This is a genomic window from Chitiniphilus eburneus, assembly GCF_005048205.1.
Classification (GTDB): domain Bacteria; phylum Pseudomonadota; class Gammaproteobacteria; order Burkholderiales; family Chitinibacteraceae; genus Chitiniphilus; species Chitiniphilus eburneus.
Genome location: NZ_SUMF01000005.1, coordinates 1 through 15,791, shown reverse-complemented (window position 1 = coordinate 15,791; position 15,791 = coordinate 1). Strand labels below are relative to the sequence as shown.

The following is a 15,791-nucleotide window of genomic DNA, read 5'->3' as shown; positions in this document are numbered from 1 at the left end:
GCAGTGATCAGGGGCAATCCGGCCATGGGATAGATGACCTCGCCCGCAAGGCGGCGCGATATTTGCATATCGCCATAAGATTTTTGGTTTTATAACGGTTAGCTCTAATATCGAGCCTTCCGCCGGGCTTTTACAATCCCGCGCTGATGGCAACAGCCGATGCGCCGCCCGAACAGGCGCTTACAGTGCCGCCCCCCGACCATCAGCCATACTGCATGCCAATAACAGCACCGCCCACAAGGTTGCGTCGTGATCCGTTTTCAGAACATCCATAAGTCGTACCAGGTTGCCGGCCAGGATGTGCCGGCCCTGAACGGCATCGATTTCGAGATTTCCGCCGGCGAGGTGTTCGGCATCATCGGCCATTCGGGGGCTGGTAAATCCACGCTGGTACGCCTGATCAACCTGCTGGAGCGCCCCAGCCAGGGCCAGGTGCTGATCGACGGGCGCGATATCACGGCGCTGTCCGACGCCGGGCTGCGCGATCTGCGGCGTGGCATCGGCATGATCTTCCAGCATTTCAACCTGCTGTCTTCCAAGACCGTGGCGGAGAATGTGGCGTTTCCGCTCAAGCTGGCCGGTGTGAGCGACAAGGCCACCATCGCCGCGCGCGTGGCGGCTTTGCTGGCGCGCGTCGGCCTGACCGAGCACGCGGACAAGTACCCGGCGCAGTTGTCGGGCGGGCAGAAGCAGCGCGTGGGCGTCGCGCGGGCGCTAGCCACCGAGCCGGCCATCCTGCTGTGCGACGAGGCCACCAGCGCGCTCGACCCGCAGACCACGCGCTCGGTGCTGCGCCTGCTGGCCGAGATCAACCGCGAGCTGGGGCTGACCATCGTCATCATCACCCACGAGATGGACGTGGTGCGCACCGTGTGCGACCGCGTGGCGGTGCTCGACAGCGGCCAGGTGGTGGAGCTGGGGCCGGTGGCGGATGTCTTCCTGCATCCCCGGCACGCCACCACCCGGCGCTTCGTGCTGGAGGCCGAACACGTGGACGAAGGCGAGCAGGTGGACGATTACGCCCACGTGCCGGGCCGCGTGGTGCGGCTGACCTTCAAGGGCGAATCCACCTATGCGCCGGTGCTGGGCGCGGTGGCGCGCGAGACCGGCGTGGATTTCAGCATCCTGACCGGGCGGATCGACCGCATCAAGGACACCCCCTATGGGCAGCTCACGGTGACATTCACCGGGGGTAATGTAGACACCGCGCTGGCACATCTGGCCGCGCGCGACATCACAGTCGAGGTGCTGCGCGCATGAACGAACTCTTCGTGAACATCGATTGGGCGGAAATCTGGACCGCCACGCTGGATACGCTGGCGATGCTGGGCGGCTCGCTGCTGTTCACCATCATGCTGGGGCTGCCGCTGGGCGTGCTGCTGTTCCTCACGGCGCGCCGCCAGTTGCTGGAACAGCCGGCCGTGTTCTCGGTGCTGTCCTTCGTCGCCAACGTGGTGCGCTCGGTACCGTTCGTGATCCTGATCATCCTGATGATCCCGGTCACCGTGTTGATCACCGGCACCTCGCTGGGCGTGGCCGGGGCGATTCCGACGCTGGTGGTCGGCGCCACGCCATTCTTCGCGCGGCTGGTGGAAACGGCGCTGCGCGAGGTGGATCGCGGCATCATCGAGGCCACACAGGCGATGGGCGCCAGCACGCGCCAGATCGTGCTGCACGCGCTGTTGCCCGAGGCGCTGCCCGGCATCGTCGCCGCCATCACCGTCACCGCGATCACGCTGGTGTCGTACACCGCCATGAGCGGCGTCATCGGCGGCGGCGGCCTGGGCGACCTGGCGATCCGCTATGGCTATCAGCGTTACCAGACCGACGTGATGGTGGTAACCGTGGTGCTGCTGGTGGTGCTGGTGCAGGGTTTGCAGATGCTGGGCGACCGGATGGTCGCGCACTTTTCCCGGAAATGACGCATGACACCCTTCACGTACCGATGTAGTTCCGCCAGCGCCGCGTCGCTGGCCTGATCCAGTTTGCGTCGCCGGGCCAACCCCGGCAACGCATGCCCTTCCCCTCCCAAAAGGAACATCAAATGAAGAAACTGCTCGTACTCGTCGCCGCGTTCGCGGCGTTCTCCGCGCATGCCGCCGACAAGCTGACGGTGGCCGCCACCGCCGTGCCGCACGCCGAGATCCTGGAATTCGTCAAGCCGCAGCTCGCCAAGCAAGGCGTGGAGCTGGACGTGAAGGTGTTCACCGATTACGTGCAACCCAACGTGCAGGTGGCCGAAAAACGCCTGGATGCCAACTTCTTCCAGCACAAGCCTTATCTGGATGAATTCAACAAGGGTAAGGGCACCAACCTGGTGGTGGTGACCGGCGTGCACGTCGAGCCGTTCGGTGCGTACTCCACCAAGATCAAGAAGCTGGCCGACCTGCCGCAAGGCGCCACCGTGGCGATCCCGAACGATCCCACCAATGGCGGCCGCGCACTGCTGCTGCTGGACAAGGCCGGCGTGATCAAGCTGAAGAACAACAAGAACGTGCTCGCCACGGTGAAGGACATCACCGGCAACCCGAAGAAGCTGAAGATCAAGGAACTGGAAGCCGCCACCCTGCCGCGCGTGCTGAACCAGGTGGACCTGGCGCTGATCAACACCAACTACGCGCTGGAAGCCAAGCTGAACCCGACCAAGGACGCGCTGGCCATCGAAGGCAAGCAATCGCCTTACGTAAACATCCTGGTCGCCCGCCCGGACAACAAGAACAGCCCGGCCATGAAGAAACTGGCCGCCGCGCTGAACAGCCCGGAAGTGAAGCAGTTCCTGGAACAGAAGTACCAGGGCGCGGTGGTGCCGGCGTTCTGATCGAACGTTGCCCCTGCCCCGTGACGAACAGGCCGCGCCATGCGGCCTGTTTTTTTACGCCATTCTTCACGCGCACTGCGCGCCATGCCGCCGCGACAATGTGCGGATCGCCAGCCGGAGCCGCGCCATGACCCGTCGCATCGCCCTTCCCTTGTTCGCATTCGCCTTTTGCGGCCTGACCCACGCCGCCGCGCCCGCCCCCGCGGAGGCGCTGCCCGGCCACTGGCTGAGCGAAACCTGCGCCGCCGTGCCCAGCCGCGCGGCGAGCGAAGCGCCCGCGTGGGCGCGCAATGATTTCCGCTTCGCGGCGCCGGATCGGCTGAGCGCATCGATCCGCTTCTATCGCGATGCCGCATGCAGCCAGCCCGAGGGCGATCCCGTTCCCGCCGCCAGCTTCATCTACGAACAACGCAGCAATGTCGTCTTCCATCTCCGGGGCGACCTGGGCGGCCAGCCCATCGACCGCAAGCTGGCCTACCGCATCGACGGCGAGCGCCTGTGCCTGGCCGGCGCCGTGGCACTGAAGGGCTACGCGCTGGGCGTGCTGCAATCGGGCGCCACCGAGGTGGAACGCGACAACTGCCTGACGCGGCAGGCGGACTGATCCCCCCGCCACAGCGGCACGGCCGGGCTTTGGCATATAGTTCGTTTCTTTGCCTGCCGGCCCCGCCATGAAACTGCCCACCCTGTTGCTTGCCCTGGTCGTCGCCGCGCTGATCGCCTCCGGCATCGCCCCGACCGATCGCCTGACCTGGTGGATGGAGGTGCTGCCGGTACTGATCGCGATTCCAGTGCTGATCGCCACCCGCCACGCCTTCCCGCTGACACCGTTGCTGTATGTGCTGATCGCGCTGCACGCGCTGATCCTGATCTACGGCGGCACCTATACCTACGCGCACGTGCCGCTGGGCTTCTGGATGGAGGACTGGTTCGGCCTGACACGCAATCCCTACGACAAGATCGGCCATTTCGCCCAGGGCTTCGTGCCGGTGCTGATCGCGCGCGAGATCCTGCTGCGGGGCCGTTTCCTCAACCATCGCCATCGCCTGATGGCCAGCTTCCTTTCCGGCTGCGTGGCCATGGCGATCTCCGCCGTATACGAGCTGGTGGAATGGGGCGCGGCGGTGATCATGGGCCAGGGCGCGGACGAGTTCCTCGGCACGCAGGGCTACGAATGGGATACCCAATCCGACATGGGCTTCGCGCTACTGGGCGCCGTGGTGGCCCTGCTGCTGCTGTCGCGCTGGCACGACAGGCAGATGGCGCGGCAGACGGTGAAGCCGGTGTAGTTGACAGGCAAAATCTGTAGGCACAGAGAACTCGGAGCCCACAGAGAAACCTGGTTCGGGTTAGCCCTTTGAGTTTTTCTCCGTGCTCTCTGGGCTCTCAGTGCGCTCTGTGTCTACAGAATTACAAGTCAGGCCGCCTACGGCCGATCCAGCGCATACGCCACCAGCGTTTCCAGCGAGAGATGCTCCAGGATCGCTTCGTGCGTCGCGGCCAGCAGGATCGGGGGTGCCTTGCCTTCGAGCAGCGCTTCGATCCAGCGCCCGGCGCAGACGCACCATTGGTCGCCGGGTTTGAGACCGGGGAAGCCCCAGTCGGGGCGTGGGGTCATCAGGTCGTTGCCGCGCTCGGCGGAGAACGCCAGGAACTCTTCGGTCATGCGCGCGCATACCGTGTGCTGCCCCGCGTCGCCCTGGCACTCGGCGCAGAAGCCATTGCGCTCGTAGCCGGTGGCCGGGTCGAAGTTGCAGGGAAACAGCGGCAGGCCCAGCACGCTGATCTGCGCGGCATCGCTCATTGCGGTTCTCTTTGCTGTGACGGCGTTCACAGTATGGACAGCGTGCGGGACGATTGCGACCGGCCGCGCCAGGGCGCGTCAGAAGCCGCCGTGCAGCCGCATGCCGTCGTAGCCGACTTCCACGCCCGGCGGCAGGCGTGCGCCCAGCGCGTGGTATTCCAGTTCATGCGTCATGTGGATCAGCACCGTGCGCCGGGCGCCGATGCGGCGTGCCAGTGCCAGTGATTGCGCCACGCTGAGATGGGTGGGGTGTTCGCGCTCGCGCAGGCAGTCGAGGATGAGCACGTCCAGCCGCTCCAGTAGCGCGAAGCTTTCCTCCGGCACCGCCGAGACATCGGTCAGAAAAGCCACGTTGCCCACGCGGAAGCCCAGGATCGGCCATTTGCCATGCAGCAGCGGCACCGGCTGCACCCGCACCCCGCCGGCCACGAACGATTCCCGCTCCACCTCGTGCAGCGTCAGCACCGGCTTGTCCCAGTATTCGTTGGGGCTGAGCAGCGTATAGGTGAAACGGCTCTTGATGTGTTCCAGCGTGAGCTGGTTGCCGTAGACCGGCAGCGCGCCCTTTTGCAGCCAGCACCAGGCGCGCAGGTCGTCGATGCCGTGGATGTGATCGGCGTGCGGATGGGTGTAGAGCACGGCGTCCAGCCGCATGATCTGCTCGCGCAGCGCCTGCTGCCGCAGGTCCGGCCCGGTATCGATCAGCAGGTGGCGCCCGCCGACGCTGAACACGGCCGACGTGCGGGTGCGCGTGTTGCGCGGATCGTGCGAGGTGCAGGTGGGACAATCGCAACCCAGCGCCGGCGTGCCGCCGCTGGAACCGACGCCCAACAGCGTGACTTCCACCCGCTCGGGCGCCGGCGCGCGGCTCATGGCGTCGCCCGCCGGAACAGCTTGAAGAAGTTGTCGGTGGTGGCGGCGGCCACTTCGGCCACCGTCACGCCCTTGAGATCGGCGATATGCTCGGCCACGTGCTTCACCCACGCCGGCTGGTTGGTCTTGCCACGATACGGCACCGGCGCAAGGTATGGCGAATCGGTTTCGATCAGCATCCGCTCCAGCGGCACGCGGCGCGCCACTTCCTTCAGTTCCTCGGCCTTCTTGAAGGTGACGATGCCGGAAAACGAGATGTAGAACCCCAGCGCCATGGCCGCCTGCGCCACTTCCCAGCTTTCGGTGAAGCAGTGCATCACGCCGCCGACCTCGGCCGCACCCTCTTCCTGAAGGATGCGGATGGTGTCTTCGCTGGCGGCGCGGGTATGGATGATCAGCGGCAGCCCGGTCTGCCGCGCGGCGCGGATATGGATGCGGAAGCGCTCGCGCTGCCACGCCAGATCGCCCTCCAGCCGATAGTAGTCCAGCCCGGTTTCACCGATGGCCACCACCCTGGGACGTTGCGCCAGTTCGACCAGACCGGCGACGGTGGGCTCTTCCACGTCCTCGTAATCCGGATGCACACCCACGGAAGCGAAGATGTTGTCGTGCGCCTCGGCCAGCGCCATCACCCCCGGCCACTCGGGCAGGTTCACCGATACGCACAGCGCATGCGTGACCCGGTTGTCCGCCATGGCGGACAGCAGGCCGTCGATGTTCTCGGCGAGTTCGGGGAAATTGATGTGGCAGTGGGAGTCGATGAACATGGAGAAGGGTGAGAAGAGAGGCGTGAGGGGTGGAATCGTCTGGCTGCGAATGCAAGAGGCATGAGGCAAGGTGCCGGCCGAGGAAACGCCCCGCACCTCACATCATCACATCGTATGCGTGGTACGGCTGCTTTGCAGATAGCCGCCCAGCAGGGCTTCGATCTTGTTGCGCGCCTGGGCGCCGGCTTCGTTGTTGGAGAACTGCACGCCGATGCCCTGCTGATGGTTGTTGTGCGCGCCCTGCGGCGTCACCCATACCACGTGGCCGGAGACGGCGATCTTGGCCGGATCGTCCAGCAGCGACAGCAGCATGAATACTTCATCCGCCAGCCGGTATGGCTTGGAAGTCGGGATGAAGATACCGCCGCCCTGCACGAAAGGCATGTAGGAGGCGTACAGCGCCGCCTTTTCCTTGATGTTGAGCGAAAGTACGCCCGGCCGGCTGGCAGGCTTCGGTGCTTCCATTAGCGCCCCTTGCGGAATGCCGCAACGTAGTCATTGAGAAGGGTTTCGTAGACGAGCCGCAGATTCAGCGGATGGTGCGCCAGCCGCTGGGCTTCCAGCAGGCGTTCGCCGTACTTCAGCAACTGCGGCGCTCGCACGGATAGCCGTGCCAAATCGTCTTTGCAATCAGGATAGTAGCGGACTTTTCCCGCCAGCCCCATCCCGACCAGATCGTAGACCCATTTTTGCAGCCAGGCGATGACCAGCGCGGCATCCAGCTTGGATTTCTCCAGCTCGCCCGCCACCGCCAGCACATCCATCGCACCCGGATTGGCCAGGTGTTCCAGCAACGCGCGGCGCGTGCCCAGCCATTCGGCGCTGGCATCCTCCAGCGCGGCCAGTGGCGCGCCACCGGTGTGGTGCAGATGCAGCTCGGGATCGACCACGCCCTGCTGCGCCAGCCACCCGGCCGCGGCGTGATGGTCAGGCATGGGCAGCGGAAAGATGCGGCAACGGCTACGGATGGTGGGCAGCAGGCGGCGCCAGTGGTGCGCCACCAGGATGAACTGCGCGCCGGCAGGCGGCTCCTCCAGCGTCTTGAGCAACGCATTGGCCGCCGCCAGGTTCAGGCTCTCGGCCGGATAGACCACGGTGACGCGGGTGCCGCCGCGATGCGAGGTGAGATTGACGAAGTCGTTGAGTGCGCGCACTTCGTCCACGCCGATCACCGGGAACCGCCGCTTGGCCTTGGCGCCCTCTTCTTCCTCGTCCGACTCGTCGCCCGGAGCCAGCACGCGGTAGTCGGGATGGTTGCCCGCGGCGAACCAGCGGCAGCCCTCGCAGACCCCGCACGGCTCGGCCCCCTTGTCCTGCGATTCACAGAGGAACCACGCGGCCAGCCGTTCGGCGAAACGACGCTTGCCGATGCCGGTCTCGCCGGTCAGCAGCAGCGCATGCGGCATGCGCGCCGTGCCCGCCAGCAGCGCATCCCATGTAGGCTGCTGCCAGGGATAGAGCGTGATATCGATCATGGCAGCCCCAGCCAGCCGGGCAATGCCTGCGCCAGCGCGGCCTGGATCTGCGCCGGCGTGCCCTGGGCGTCGATCACCCGGATGCGGTCGGGCGCGCTGGCGGCGCGCGCCAGGTAGGCGTCGCGCACGCGGGCATGGAAATCGCCGGCTTCGCGCTCGAAGCGATCCAGCTCGCGGCCTTGCGCCATGCGCGCAGCGGAAACATCGGGCGGCACATCGAACAACAGCGTGAGGTCGGGTTCGAGGCGCTCGGCGCCGCTGCCCTGCACCCAGTCTTCCAGCACCGCCACCTTGGCCGGCGACAGCCCGCGCCCGCCGCCCTGATAGGCAAAGCTGGCGTCGGTGAAGCGATCGCACAATACCCAGTCCCCGCGCGCCAGCGCCGGTTCGATCACGGCGGCCAGGTGCTCGCGTCGCGCGGCGAACATCAGCAATGCCTCGGTTTCCAGGTGCATCGGCTCGGCCAGCAGCCAGTCGCGCAGCTTCTCGCCCAGCGGCGTGCCGCCCGGCTCGCGGGTCTGGATCAGGCGCACGCCGCGCGCGGTCAGCCAGCCGGCCAGCCACGCCAGTTGCGTGCTCTTGCCGGCGCCATCGACGCCTTCGACGGTGATGAAGCGGCCACGGGAGGGGGAAGGAGAATTCATGGCAGGCATTGTCGCACAGGCACGGGTTACCGCAGGATCAGGGCCACGGCCCCCGCAGCGGCAGGGCTCGATCCAGCGGCAACGCCCGCCCGGGCATGGGTCGGGTCACACGGCCAGTCGCTGCCGGATGCTGGCGGCGATCCCCGCCGCATCCAGCCCGCATTCGACCAGCAACTGCTTCTGATCGCCATGCTCGACGTAATGGTCGGGCAGGCCCAGTTGCAGCACCGGTTGCGGCATGCCGGCGGCGGCCAGTGCCTCAAGTACCGCGCTGCCCGCGCCGCCCATGATGGCGTTTTCCTCGACGGTGACCAGCAGTTCGTGGCTGGCGGCCAGTTGTGCGATCAGGGCGGTATCCAGCGGCTTGACGAAGCGCATGTTGGCGACCGTTGCGCCGAGTTCCTCGCCGGCCTGCAACGCGGCATCCAGCAGCGTGCCGAACACCAGGATCGCCACCTTGCCGCCCTGGCGGCGAATCTCGCCACGGCCCCACGGTACGCCGGTCATTCCGGCCTGGATCGTCACGCCGGGGCCGGTGCCGCGCGGGTAACGCACGGCGGCGGGGCCGGGATGCTGGTAAGCGCTATACAGCATCTGGCGGCATTCGTTTTCGTCGGCCGGCGCCAGCACGGCCATGTTCGGCACGCAGCGCAGGTAGGACAGGTCGAACGAGCCCGCGTGGGTCGGGCCATCGGCGCCCACCAACCCGGCACGGTCGATGGCGAAGGTGACGTCCAGGTTCTGCAACGCCACGTCGTGGATCAACTGGTCGTAGGCGCGTTGCAGGAAGGTGGAGTAGATCGCCACCACCGGCTTCAGGCCCTCGCACGCCAGCCCGGCGGCAAAGGTGACGGCATGCTGCTCGGCGATGCCGACGTCGAAATAGCGCTCGGGAAATTCCTGCTCGAAGCGCACCAGCCCGGAGCCCTCGCGCATGGCGGGGGTGATCCCCACCAGCTTGTCGTCGGCGCGCGCCATGTCGCACAGCCAGTCGCCGAACACCTGGGTGTAGTTGATCTTGCCGCCGCCCTTGCCGCCGGCCATGCCGTTCTCGGGCGTGAACGGGGTGACGGCGTGGTACTTCACCGGGTCGTCCACCGCCAGCTTGTAGCCCTGGCCTTTCTTGGTGACCACGTGCAGGAACTGCGGCCCGCGCAGTTGCTTGATGTTGTTCAGCGTGGTCAGCAGGGTATCGAGATCGTGCCCGTCGATGGGGCCGATGTAGTTGAAGCCCAGTTCCTCGAACAGCGTGGCCGGCGAGAAGAAGCCCTTGACGTGCTCCTCGCCCTTCTTCGCCAGTTCACGCAGTGGCGGCACGGCGCCCAGCACCTTGCCGGACGCGTTGCGAAAACCGTTGTAGAACTTGCCCGACAGCAGCCGCGCCAGGTAGTTGTTGAAGGCGCCGACATTGGGCGAGATCGACATCTCGTTGTCGTTCAGGATCACCAGCAGGTTCACATCGCGATGACCGGCGTTGAACAGCGCTTCCACCGCCTGGCCGGCGGTCATGGCGCCGTCGCCGATCACGGCGATGGCGCGGCGATCCTCGCCCTTGAGCCTGGCCGCCTCGGCAAAGCCCAGCGCGGCGCCGATCGAGGTGCTGGAGTGCCCGACGCCGAAGGTGTCGTATTCGCTTTCCTCACGCTTGGGAAAGCCCGCCAGCCCGCCCTGCTTGCGCATGGTGTGCATCAACTGGCGACGGCCGGTCAGCACCTTGTGCGGGTAGCTCTGGTGGCCCACGTCCCAGACCAGCCGGTCGTGCGGTGTATCGAACACGTAGTGCAGCGCCACGGTCAGGTCCACCGCGCCCAGGTTGGAGGCGAAGTGACCACCGGTCTTGCTGACCGAATCGAGCAGGAAGGCGCGCAGTTCGGCGGCAAGCTGCGGCAGCGCGCGGCGTTCCAGCCGACGCAGGTCGGCCGGACAGGTAATGGTGTCGAGAAGCGACGTCATGATGGGTAGGCCCGTGCTTGGCGCGGTAGGTCTCTGAGGATCAAGGAACGAAGGCTCGTTCGGAGGCATTCAATTGTTACGCGCGACGATGTAGTCGGCCAGCTCGGCCAGGCGGCGGGCCCGGTCGCCGAACGGCGCCAGCGCGGCGTGCGCCTCGGCCTGGAGCTCGGCAGCCTTTTGCTTGGCGCCGGCCATGCCCAGCAACGCCACGTAGGTGGGCTTGTTGTTGGCGGCATCCTTGCCGGCGGTCTTGCCCAGCGTGGCGGTGTCGGCCTCTTCGTCGAGGATGTCGTCCACCACCTGGAACGCCAACCCCATGCATTTGGCGAAATGATCGACGCGCTCCAGCTCGGCGTCGCCCAGCGGCTGGCCGCAATGCACGCCCAGCAGCACCGCCGCGCGGATCAGCGCGCCGGTCTTGAGGATATGCATCATCTCCAGCGCGGGCAGCGACAGCGTATGACCGACGCTGTACAGGTCGATGCCCTGGCCGCCGCACATGCCATTGCTGCCGGCGGCGCGGGCCAGGATGCCGACCATCTTGAGCTGTACTGCCACATCGTCAGCCAGCACCTGTTGCGACAGCACCTCGAACGCGGCCGTCTGCAAGGCATCGCCCGCCAGCAGCGCGGTGGCTTCGTCGTACTGCACGTGCACGGTGGGCTTGCCGCGCCGCAGCACGTCGTTGTCCATCGGCGGCATGTCGTCGTGCACCAGCGAATAGGCGTGGATCAGTTCCACCGCCGCCCCGGCGTAGGCCAGGCGGCGCGGATCGGCGCCGGTCAGCTCGCCAGCGGCGAATGCCAGCAACGGGCGCACACGCTTGCCGCCGTCGAGCACTGCGTAGCGCATGGCATCATGCAGCCGCGCCGGCAGGTGATTGGCCGGCGGCAGCACGGCGGAAAGGGTGTCTTCGGTGCGCGACTGCACGTCGCGCATCCACGCCTTGAATTCGCTCATTGCGCCTCCGGCGTGAACGGCTTGAGTTCGCCGGCTTCCAGAATGCGGAGCTGTTGCTCGGCATCCGCGAGCCGCGCTTCGCAGTAGCGCAGCAGTTCCTGGCCGCGCCGATAGGCGTTGAGGGAGGCTTCCAGGGGCAGGTTGCCCGATTCGAGTTCGCCGATCAGCGTTTCGAGTTCGGCAAAGCCGGCCTCGAAGGACTCGGGCTGTTTGGCTGCTTTCGACATGGCGGGGGGATAACGCGGAGGGCTGGGGAATCGAGGGAAAATAACGGAAAGGCCCGCGCCACGTCAAACCGGGCTGGCCGCCCCGCGCGCGATGCGAGGCGGGCCGCCGGTGGAACCGGATACGCACGTGGCATGGGAAACGCCGCGCTCAGAACTCCTGCATCGTCGGATAAAAACTGGAGTAGTCGTTATCCCAGCGGAAATTGGTGAACGACACGGTGCACGACACATCCAGCCCTTCGACGAAATGCCAGCACCCCACCGGCAGGAACAATATCTCGCCGGGGTTGAGCGTGCATTCCAGCACCTGCGCATCGCGCATCGCCGGAAACCGCGCGTAGTCGATGTCGCGCCCGTCCACGTGGGTGAAGCAGTGCGAATGGTTGTAGACGCTGGCGATCTCGCATGCGGGCATCAGCAGCAGCCGCTTGCGGCCGATCACCTGCGCCATGAAGTTGTTGGTCAGATCGTGGTGGAACGGGGTGATGGTCCCGGCCGGGCCCAGCCAGAGAAAACCCTGCGCGCCCCGGCCACCATCCAGGTAGGCCGGCACCTGCACGATGTCGTCCCATAGCTCGGTCAACGCACGCCGGTTGAGCGAATCGTTGGTGGCGGTCATGTAGAAATCGTTGGTACGGCCGGCATCGCGCACCTGGTCCACGAAGTCGCCGAACTTCATCACCCGCTTGTGCGCCAGCTTGTTCAGCTCGTAGTGCGGATCACCATTGCGGCCAAATTGCACCTCCACCTCGCGTTCCGCCCAGCCCTGCCGAAAATGATCGAGGCTCCATTTCCGCATCGCCGGCCAGTCGTCCATCATCCCGGTGATGATCACCGGGCGCGCGGCGCTGTAGTAATGCTCGAAGAACTCCTCGGTGGACAGCCGCTCGCGGCGCGGCACCTCGGTACTGCGCTGGCGGTTGAGCTTGCGCTGACAGGCCAGCACCCAGTCGCGCTTGGCGACGCGATTCTTCAGCCGCTGCGCACCGGCCAGATACGGGCTGGACAGTGCCTGCTCCACCTCCAGCCGGGCGTCGGCGGGCGTGAAGCCGTTGCCGACCAGCACGCCGAGCAATTGTTGCGGATCATTGCCGAGCAACAGGTTCTCCGCCAGCCAGCGGCGCCAGTCGTCGGTCATCGGTTGCGGGGCCGTGGCCTGCGCGACACGTTCGTTCATGAACTCCTCCAGTGGGTTCGTCATCGTCGGCGCCTGTACGACGCTCGGTGTTGCCGGATTCTGCGCGTGCGCCCCCCGCGCAAACAAGCCCGGCGGGCGGCACCAGTCGGCAGGCGACGATCAAGGGTGCCTCCCACCCGATGGCATGGCCCATCCCGTGCAGGGCGGTGCAGATCGCTCCCCCACCCCCACAATTCTTCTACCATGCCAGGCGCAGTGACGCTGGCATTGACCTTCCCCGCCGCCCGGTATGGCGCGTCGCCGCCTTGATCGGGGGGGCGCGGAACCGGGCACGCGGAGCCGCTCGGGTGAACACCATTGGCTTTCTCCGTTCCCTTCGGCGGACTAGGATGGTTCAGAGACTTTCGAGGATGTGGGCATGAGCAATCTGGTTGGCGCGGTGTGTAGTGGGTCGGCGGCCGAGATACTGCGCAAAGCGGTCGAGCGCCTGAGCGCCGATGGCTATGGCGAAGTGGGCTGGCTGAGCGCGGGCGGCGGTGACATGGTCCACGGGCGCGAGCCGCTGCGCGTCGGCGCGCTGGCGTCACGCTGGGCGGCGCTGGAAGCGCATAGCGTGATCCTGCGGCTGGACTGGCAGGCACAGCCCGGCGAGGGGCACGAGGCAAAGCTCGAAAGCCAGATCGCGGTGCAGTTCCGCGGCGCCATCGCCAATACCGCCCCGGTGGCCGACCACCTGCTGGTGCAGGGCATCACGCCGCTGGACCTCAAGCCCGCTTCGCTGTTCGCCGCACTGCTGCGCTGGCACCTGACGCTGCAACCCGACCTGCTGCGCGCGGTGCACGCGGCGGTGCACGAACTCAAGGGCGTATTCAGTTGCGCCGTGATGTCGCGCGCACACCCGCAGCAGATCATCTGCGCCACCCAGCACGCCCAGATGCTGCTGGCCGCCACGCCGACCGGCACGCTGTTCGCCGATCAGGTGACGCCGCTGCAACCGCTGGCCAACGAATTCATCAGGCTGGAGCACGGCGACGTGGCGCGCCTGACGCCGGATCGCATCGACATCATCGATATCCGCGCCATGCAGGCGCACCGCGTGCCCGAACAGATCCGCCCCGACGCGCTGGTACCCGATTTCTTCCAGCATTACATGGAAAAGGAAATCCGCGAGCAGCCCATCATCCTGGCCGATTCGCTCGGCCAGCAGGGGCTGGCGCCCGACCTGGCGACCATGCTGGGCGACGAAGCCGCGCGCAACCTGCCATCGGTGGAATCGGTGGTGCTGATCGGCGTCGGCAGCAGCGGCCATGCCGCGCTCACCGCGCGCTACTGGATCGAAGCGCTCACCGGCCTGCCCACCTCGGTGGAAACCGCCAGCGAATACCGCTTCCGTGAAGCCGCGATGCCGCGCCGGGCACTGGTGATCGGTATCTCCCAGTCGGGCGAGACGATCGACACCCTGGCCGCCATCGCCCAGGCGCAGAAGCTGGGCGCGCTCTATACGCTGGCGATCAGCAACGTGGCCGACAGCTCGCTGATGCGCGCGACGCACTTCGGCTACTGCACCGAGGCCGGTCCCGAGATCGGCGTGACTTCCACCAAGAGCTTCACCACCCAGTTGCTGGCGCTGTACCGGCTGGCGCTGGGCCTGTCGCGCGCGCTGGGCTTCGTCACCAACGCCGAACTCGCCACCATCGAGAGCGAACTGGCGCAGTTGCCCGAATCGGTGAACGAAGTGCTGCGGCTGGAGCCGCAGTTCGCGCAATGGGCGCACCGGCTGGTCGATCACCCGCTGCTGCTGTGCACCGCGCGCCACATGCTCTACCCCATCGCCATGGAAGGCGCGCACAAGTTCCAGGAAGTCGCCTACCTGCACGCCGAAGGCTACCCGGGCGGTGAGCTCAAGCACGGCCCGCTGGCGCTGGTGGACCGCGATCTGCCGGTCGTGGCCTGCATGCCGTGGAACCGGCACGCGGAAAAACTGCTGACCAACCTTCAGGAAGTGCGCGCACGGCGTGGCGAGCTGTTCGTGCTGTCCGACGCCGCGCTGGCGGCGGGCGAGCGCTTCAACGCCATCCGCATGCCGGCCGGCCTGCGCGGGTTGAACCCCATCCTGTACGCCGTGGCAATGCAGATGCTGGCCTATCGCGCCGCCCTGAACCTGGGCACCGAGATCGACAGCCCACGCAACCTGACCAAGGCCGCCATCAACGAATAGCCCCTCGCCCGCCTGCAATCCAGGGCGAGCTTTCCCAACCGGGTCCTAGTACCCGGTTTTTTTTGCCCGTGGCGCGCGCACTTGTCATGGCGCAGTAACGCACCCTTCATATCATCGCCGGCTAATATAACCACCCGCCGGAATGGACCGTATGAGGATCGCCGCCCAACTCAAGCTGGTCAGCACGCTGACCGTGCTCGCCCTGCTTGGCCTGGGCGGCTGGGTCGCCTGGAAGACACACCGCGTGGCGGAGGATTTCCGCGCCGATCGCGCCACCCAGCAGGCGCTGGCCGCGCTGTCGGACATGCGCAGCGAAATGCTCACGCTGTCCCGGCTCGACCCGCTGGCGCCGGATGCGCAACAGCGCATCGCCAGCGCCGAACGCACCGTCGCCGCCCGTACCGCCACCGCGCGTACCGAACTGGGCGCCGCCTTCGCGCCACTGGATACCGCGCTGGCCGGCGGCTGGCGCAACTACCTGCGGCAACTGAACAGCGCGGTCGCCATTTCCGCCGACAATCCGGCCGACGCGCTCAACATCCCAGAACAGATCTACCGCAACGACCTCGTGCCCACGCTGGCGACGCTGGATGAAGTGTCCACCGCCGCGCGGCAGGCATCGCGCGGCGCCGCGGCAACCATCGACGCCAGCATCGCCGGGCTGGCGATGACCACGCTGCTGCCGCTGACGCTGGCCACCCTGCTGATCGTCGCCAGCCAGTGGCAGGTGGCGCGCAAACTGCGCGCCCGGCTGGGTGCGATGGGCCGCGCCGCCGCACAGCTCACCGCCGGCGATCTCACCGGCCGCATGCACGAGCATCGCGACGAGATCGGCGAGCTGCGGGTGGATCGGATGTGAGCGGGTTGGCGAAGCCCCAAATCTTGAACCATTGAGGACAGGGAACACACGGAGC

Annotated in this window: 17 protein-coding genes and 1 pseudogene; 8 read left to right on the top strand and 10 right to left on the bottom strand. The window is 66.7% G+C overall.

The window, feature by feature from the left end; genetic code table 11:
* Nucleotides 1-249: 249 nt before the first annotated feature.
* From FAZ21_RS07270 to FAZ21_RS07250, 6 genes and pseudogenes are all read left to right on the top strand, one after another.
* Nucleotides 250-981 (top strand): annotated as a pseudogene (locus FAZ21_RS07270) (methionine ABC transporter ATP-binding protein); the annotation flags it as partial.
* Nucleotides 973-1,260 (top strand): NIL domain-containing protein, encoded by a 288-nt coding sequence (locus FAZ21_RS21340; protein ID WP_444542048.1) that lies wholly within the window; start codon nucleotides 973-975, stop codon nucleotides 1,258-1,260. The pseudogene FAZ21_RS07270 and the gene FAZ21_RS21340, both read left to right, overlap by 9 nt.
* A complete protein-coding gene (locus FAZ21_RS07265; protein ID WP_136772621.1) occupies nucleotides 1,257-1,922 on the top strand; it encodes a methionine ABC transporter permease in 666 nt (221 codons plus the stop codon). Before FAZ21_RS21340 ends, FAZ21_RS07265 begins: the two co-directional genes overlap by 4 nt.
* Nucleotides 1,923-2,044: 122 nt before the next feature.
* Nucleotides 2,045-2,818, top strand: coding sequence for a MetQ/NlpA family ABC transporter substrate-binding protein (locus FAZ21_RS07260; RefSeq protein ID WP_136772620.1), 774 nt, complete (start codon nucleotides 2,045-2,047; stop codon nucleotides 2,816-2,818).
* A 127-nt stretch (nucleotides 2,819-2,945) separates the two neighbouring features.
* Nucleotides 2,946-3,422, top strand: coding sequence for a hypothetical protein (locus FAZ21_RS07255; RefSeq protein ID WP_136772619.1), 477 nt, complete (start codon nucleotides 2,946-2,948; stop codon nucleotides 3,420-3,422).
* Nucleotides 3,423-3,489: 67 nt separating this feature from the next.
* A complete protein-coding gene (locus FAZ21_RS07250) occupies nucleotides 3,490-4,107 on the top strand; it encodes a DUF2238 domain-containing protein (protein ID WP_136772618.1) in 618 nt (205 codons plus the stop codon).
* Between the two features lie 137 nt (nucleotides 4,108-4,244).
* Here FAZ21_RS07250 and FAZ21_RS07245 read toward each other — a convergent pair whose 3' ends face one another.
* The 10 genes from FAZ21_RS07245 to FAZ21_RS07200 form a co-directional block, all read right to left on the bottom strand.
* On the bottom strand, nucleotides 4,245-4,622 hold the full coding sequence (locus FAZ21_RS07245) for a DUF2237 family protein (RefSeq protein WP_136772617.1): 378 nt from the start codon (nucleotides 4,620-4,622) through the stop codon (nucleotides 4,245-4,247).
* 78 nt (nucleotides 4,623-4,700) lie between these two features.
* Nucleotides 4,701-5,495, bottom strand: coding sequence for an MBL fold metallo-hydrolase (locus tag FAZ21_RS07240; protein ID WP_136772616.1), 795 nt, complete (start codon nucleotides 5,493-5,495; stop codon nucleotides 4,701-4,703).
* On the bottom strand, nucleotides 5,492-6,262 hold the full coding sequence (locus tag FAZ21_RS07235; protein WP_136772615.1) for a TatD family hydrolase: 771 nt from the start codon (nucleotides 6,260-6,262) through the stop codon (nucleotides 5,492-5,494). Before FAZ21_RS07235 ends, FAZ21_RS07240 begins: the two co-directional genes overlap by 4 nt.
* A 105-nt stretch (nucleotides 6,263-6,367) precedes the next feature.
* Nucleotides 6,368-6,727: a PilZ domain-containing protein gene (locus FAZ21_RS07230; protein ID WP_136772614.1), complete on the bottom strand. Its 360-nt coding sequence runs from the start codon at nucleotides 6,725-6,727 to the stop codon at nucleotides 6,368-6,370.
* The gene (holB, locus tag FAZ21_RS07225) at nucleotides 6,727-7,737 is read right to left on the bottom strand and encodes a DNA polymerase III subunit delta' (RefSeq protein ID WP_136772613.1); all 1,011 of its coding nucleotides are present in this window, start codon (nucleotides 7,735-7,737) and stop codon (nucleotides 6,727-6,729) included. Before holB ends, FAZ21_RS07230 begins: the two co-directional genes overlap by 1 nt.
* Nucleotides 7,734-8,381: a dTMP kinase gene (gene tmk / locus FAZ21_RS07220; RefSeq protein WP_136772612.1), complete on the bottom strand. Its 648-nt coding sequence runs from the start codon at nucleotides 8,379-8,381 to the stop codon at nucleotides 7,734-7,736. The genes holB and tmk overlap by 4 nt, the downstream gene beginning before the upstream one ends.
* A 105-nt stretch (nucleotides 8,382-8,486) precedes the next feature.
* Entirely contained in the window at nucleotides 8,487-10,334 is a 1,848-nt protein-coding gene (gene dxs / locus FAZ21_RS07215) for a 1-deoxy-D-xylulose-5-phosphate synthase (RefSeq protein WP_136772611.1), read from the bottom strand.
* Nucleotides 10,335-10,403: 69 nt separating this feature from the next.
* Nucleotides 10,404-11,294, bottom strand: a complete 891-nt coding sequence (locus tag FAZ21_RS07210; RefSeq protein ID WP_136772610.1) for a polyprenyl synthetase family protein — start codon at nucleotides 11,292-11,294, stop codon at nucleotides 10,404-10,406.
* On the bottom strand, nucleotides 11,291-11,521 hold the full coding sequence (locus FAZ21_RS07205) for an exodeoxyribonuclease VII small subunit (protein WP_136772609.1): 231 nt from the start codon (nucleotides 11,519-11,521) through the stop codon (nucleotides 11,291-11,293). Before FAZ21_RS07205 ends, FAZ21_RS07210 begins: the two co-directional genes overlap by 4 nt.
* A 148-nt stretch (nucleotides 11,522-11,669) precedes the next feature.
* Nucleotides 11,670-12,698 carry a cupin-like domain-containing protein gene (locus FAZ21_RS07200; RefSeq protein ID WP_136772608.1) on the bottom strand — a complete coding sequence of 343 codons (1,029 nt, stop codon included), beginning with the start codon at nucleotides 12,696-12,698 and terminating at the stop codon, nucleotides 11,670-11,672.
* Between the two features lie 379 nt (nucleotides 12,699-13,077).
* Here FAZ21_RS07200 and glmS point away from each other — a divergent pair, with 379 nt between their 5' ends.
* Complete coding sequence (glmS, locus tag FAZ21_RS07195; RefSeq protein ID WP_136772607.1) at nucleotides 13,078-14,877, top strand: glutamine--fructose-6-phosphate transaminase (isomerizing); 1,800 nt, start codon at nucleotides 13,078-13,080, stop codon at nucleotides 14,875-14,877.
* A gap of 151 nt (nucleotides 14,878-15,028) precedes the next feature.
* Nucleotides 15,029-15,736, top strand: a complete 708-nt coding sequence (locus FAZ21_RS07190; RefSeq protein ID WP_136772606.1) for a HAMP domain-containing protein — start codon at nucleotides 15,029-15,031, stop codon at nucleotides 15,734-15,736.
* The last annotated feature ends 55 nt before the right edge of the window (nucleotides 15,737-15,791 follow it).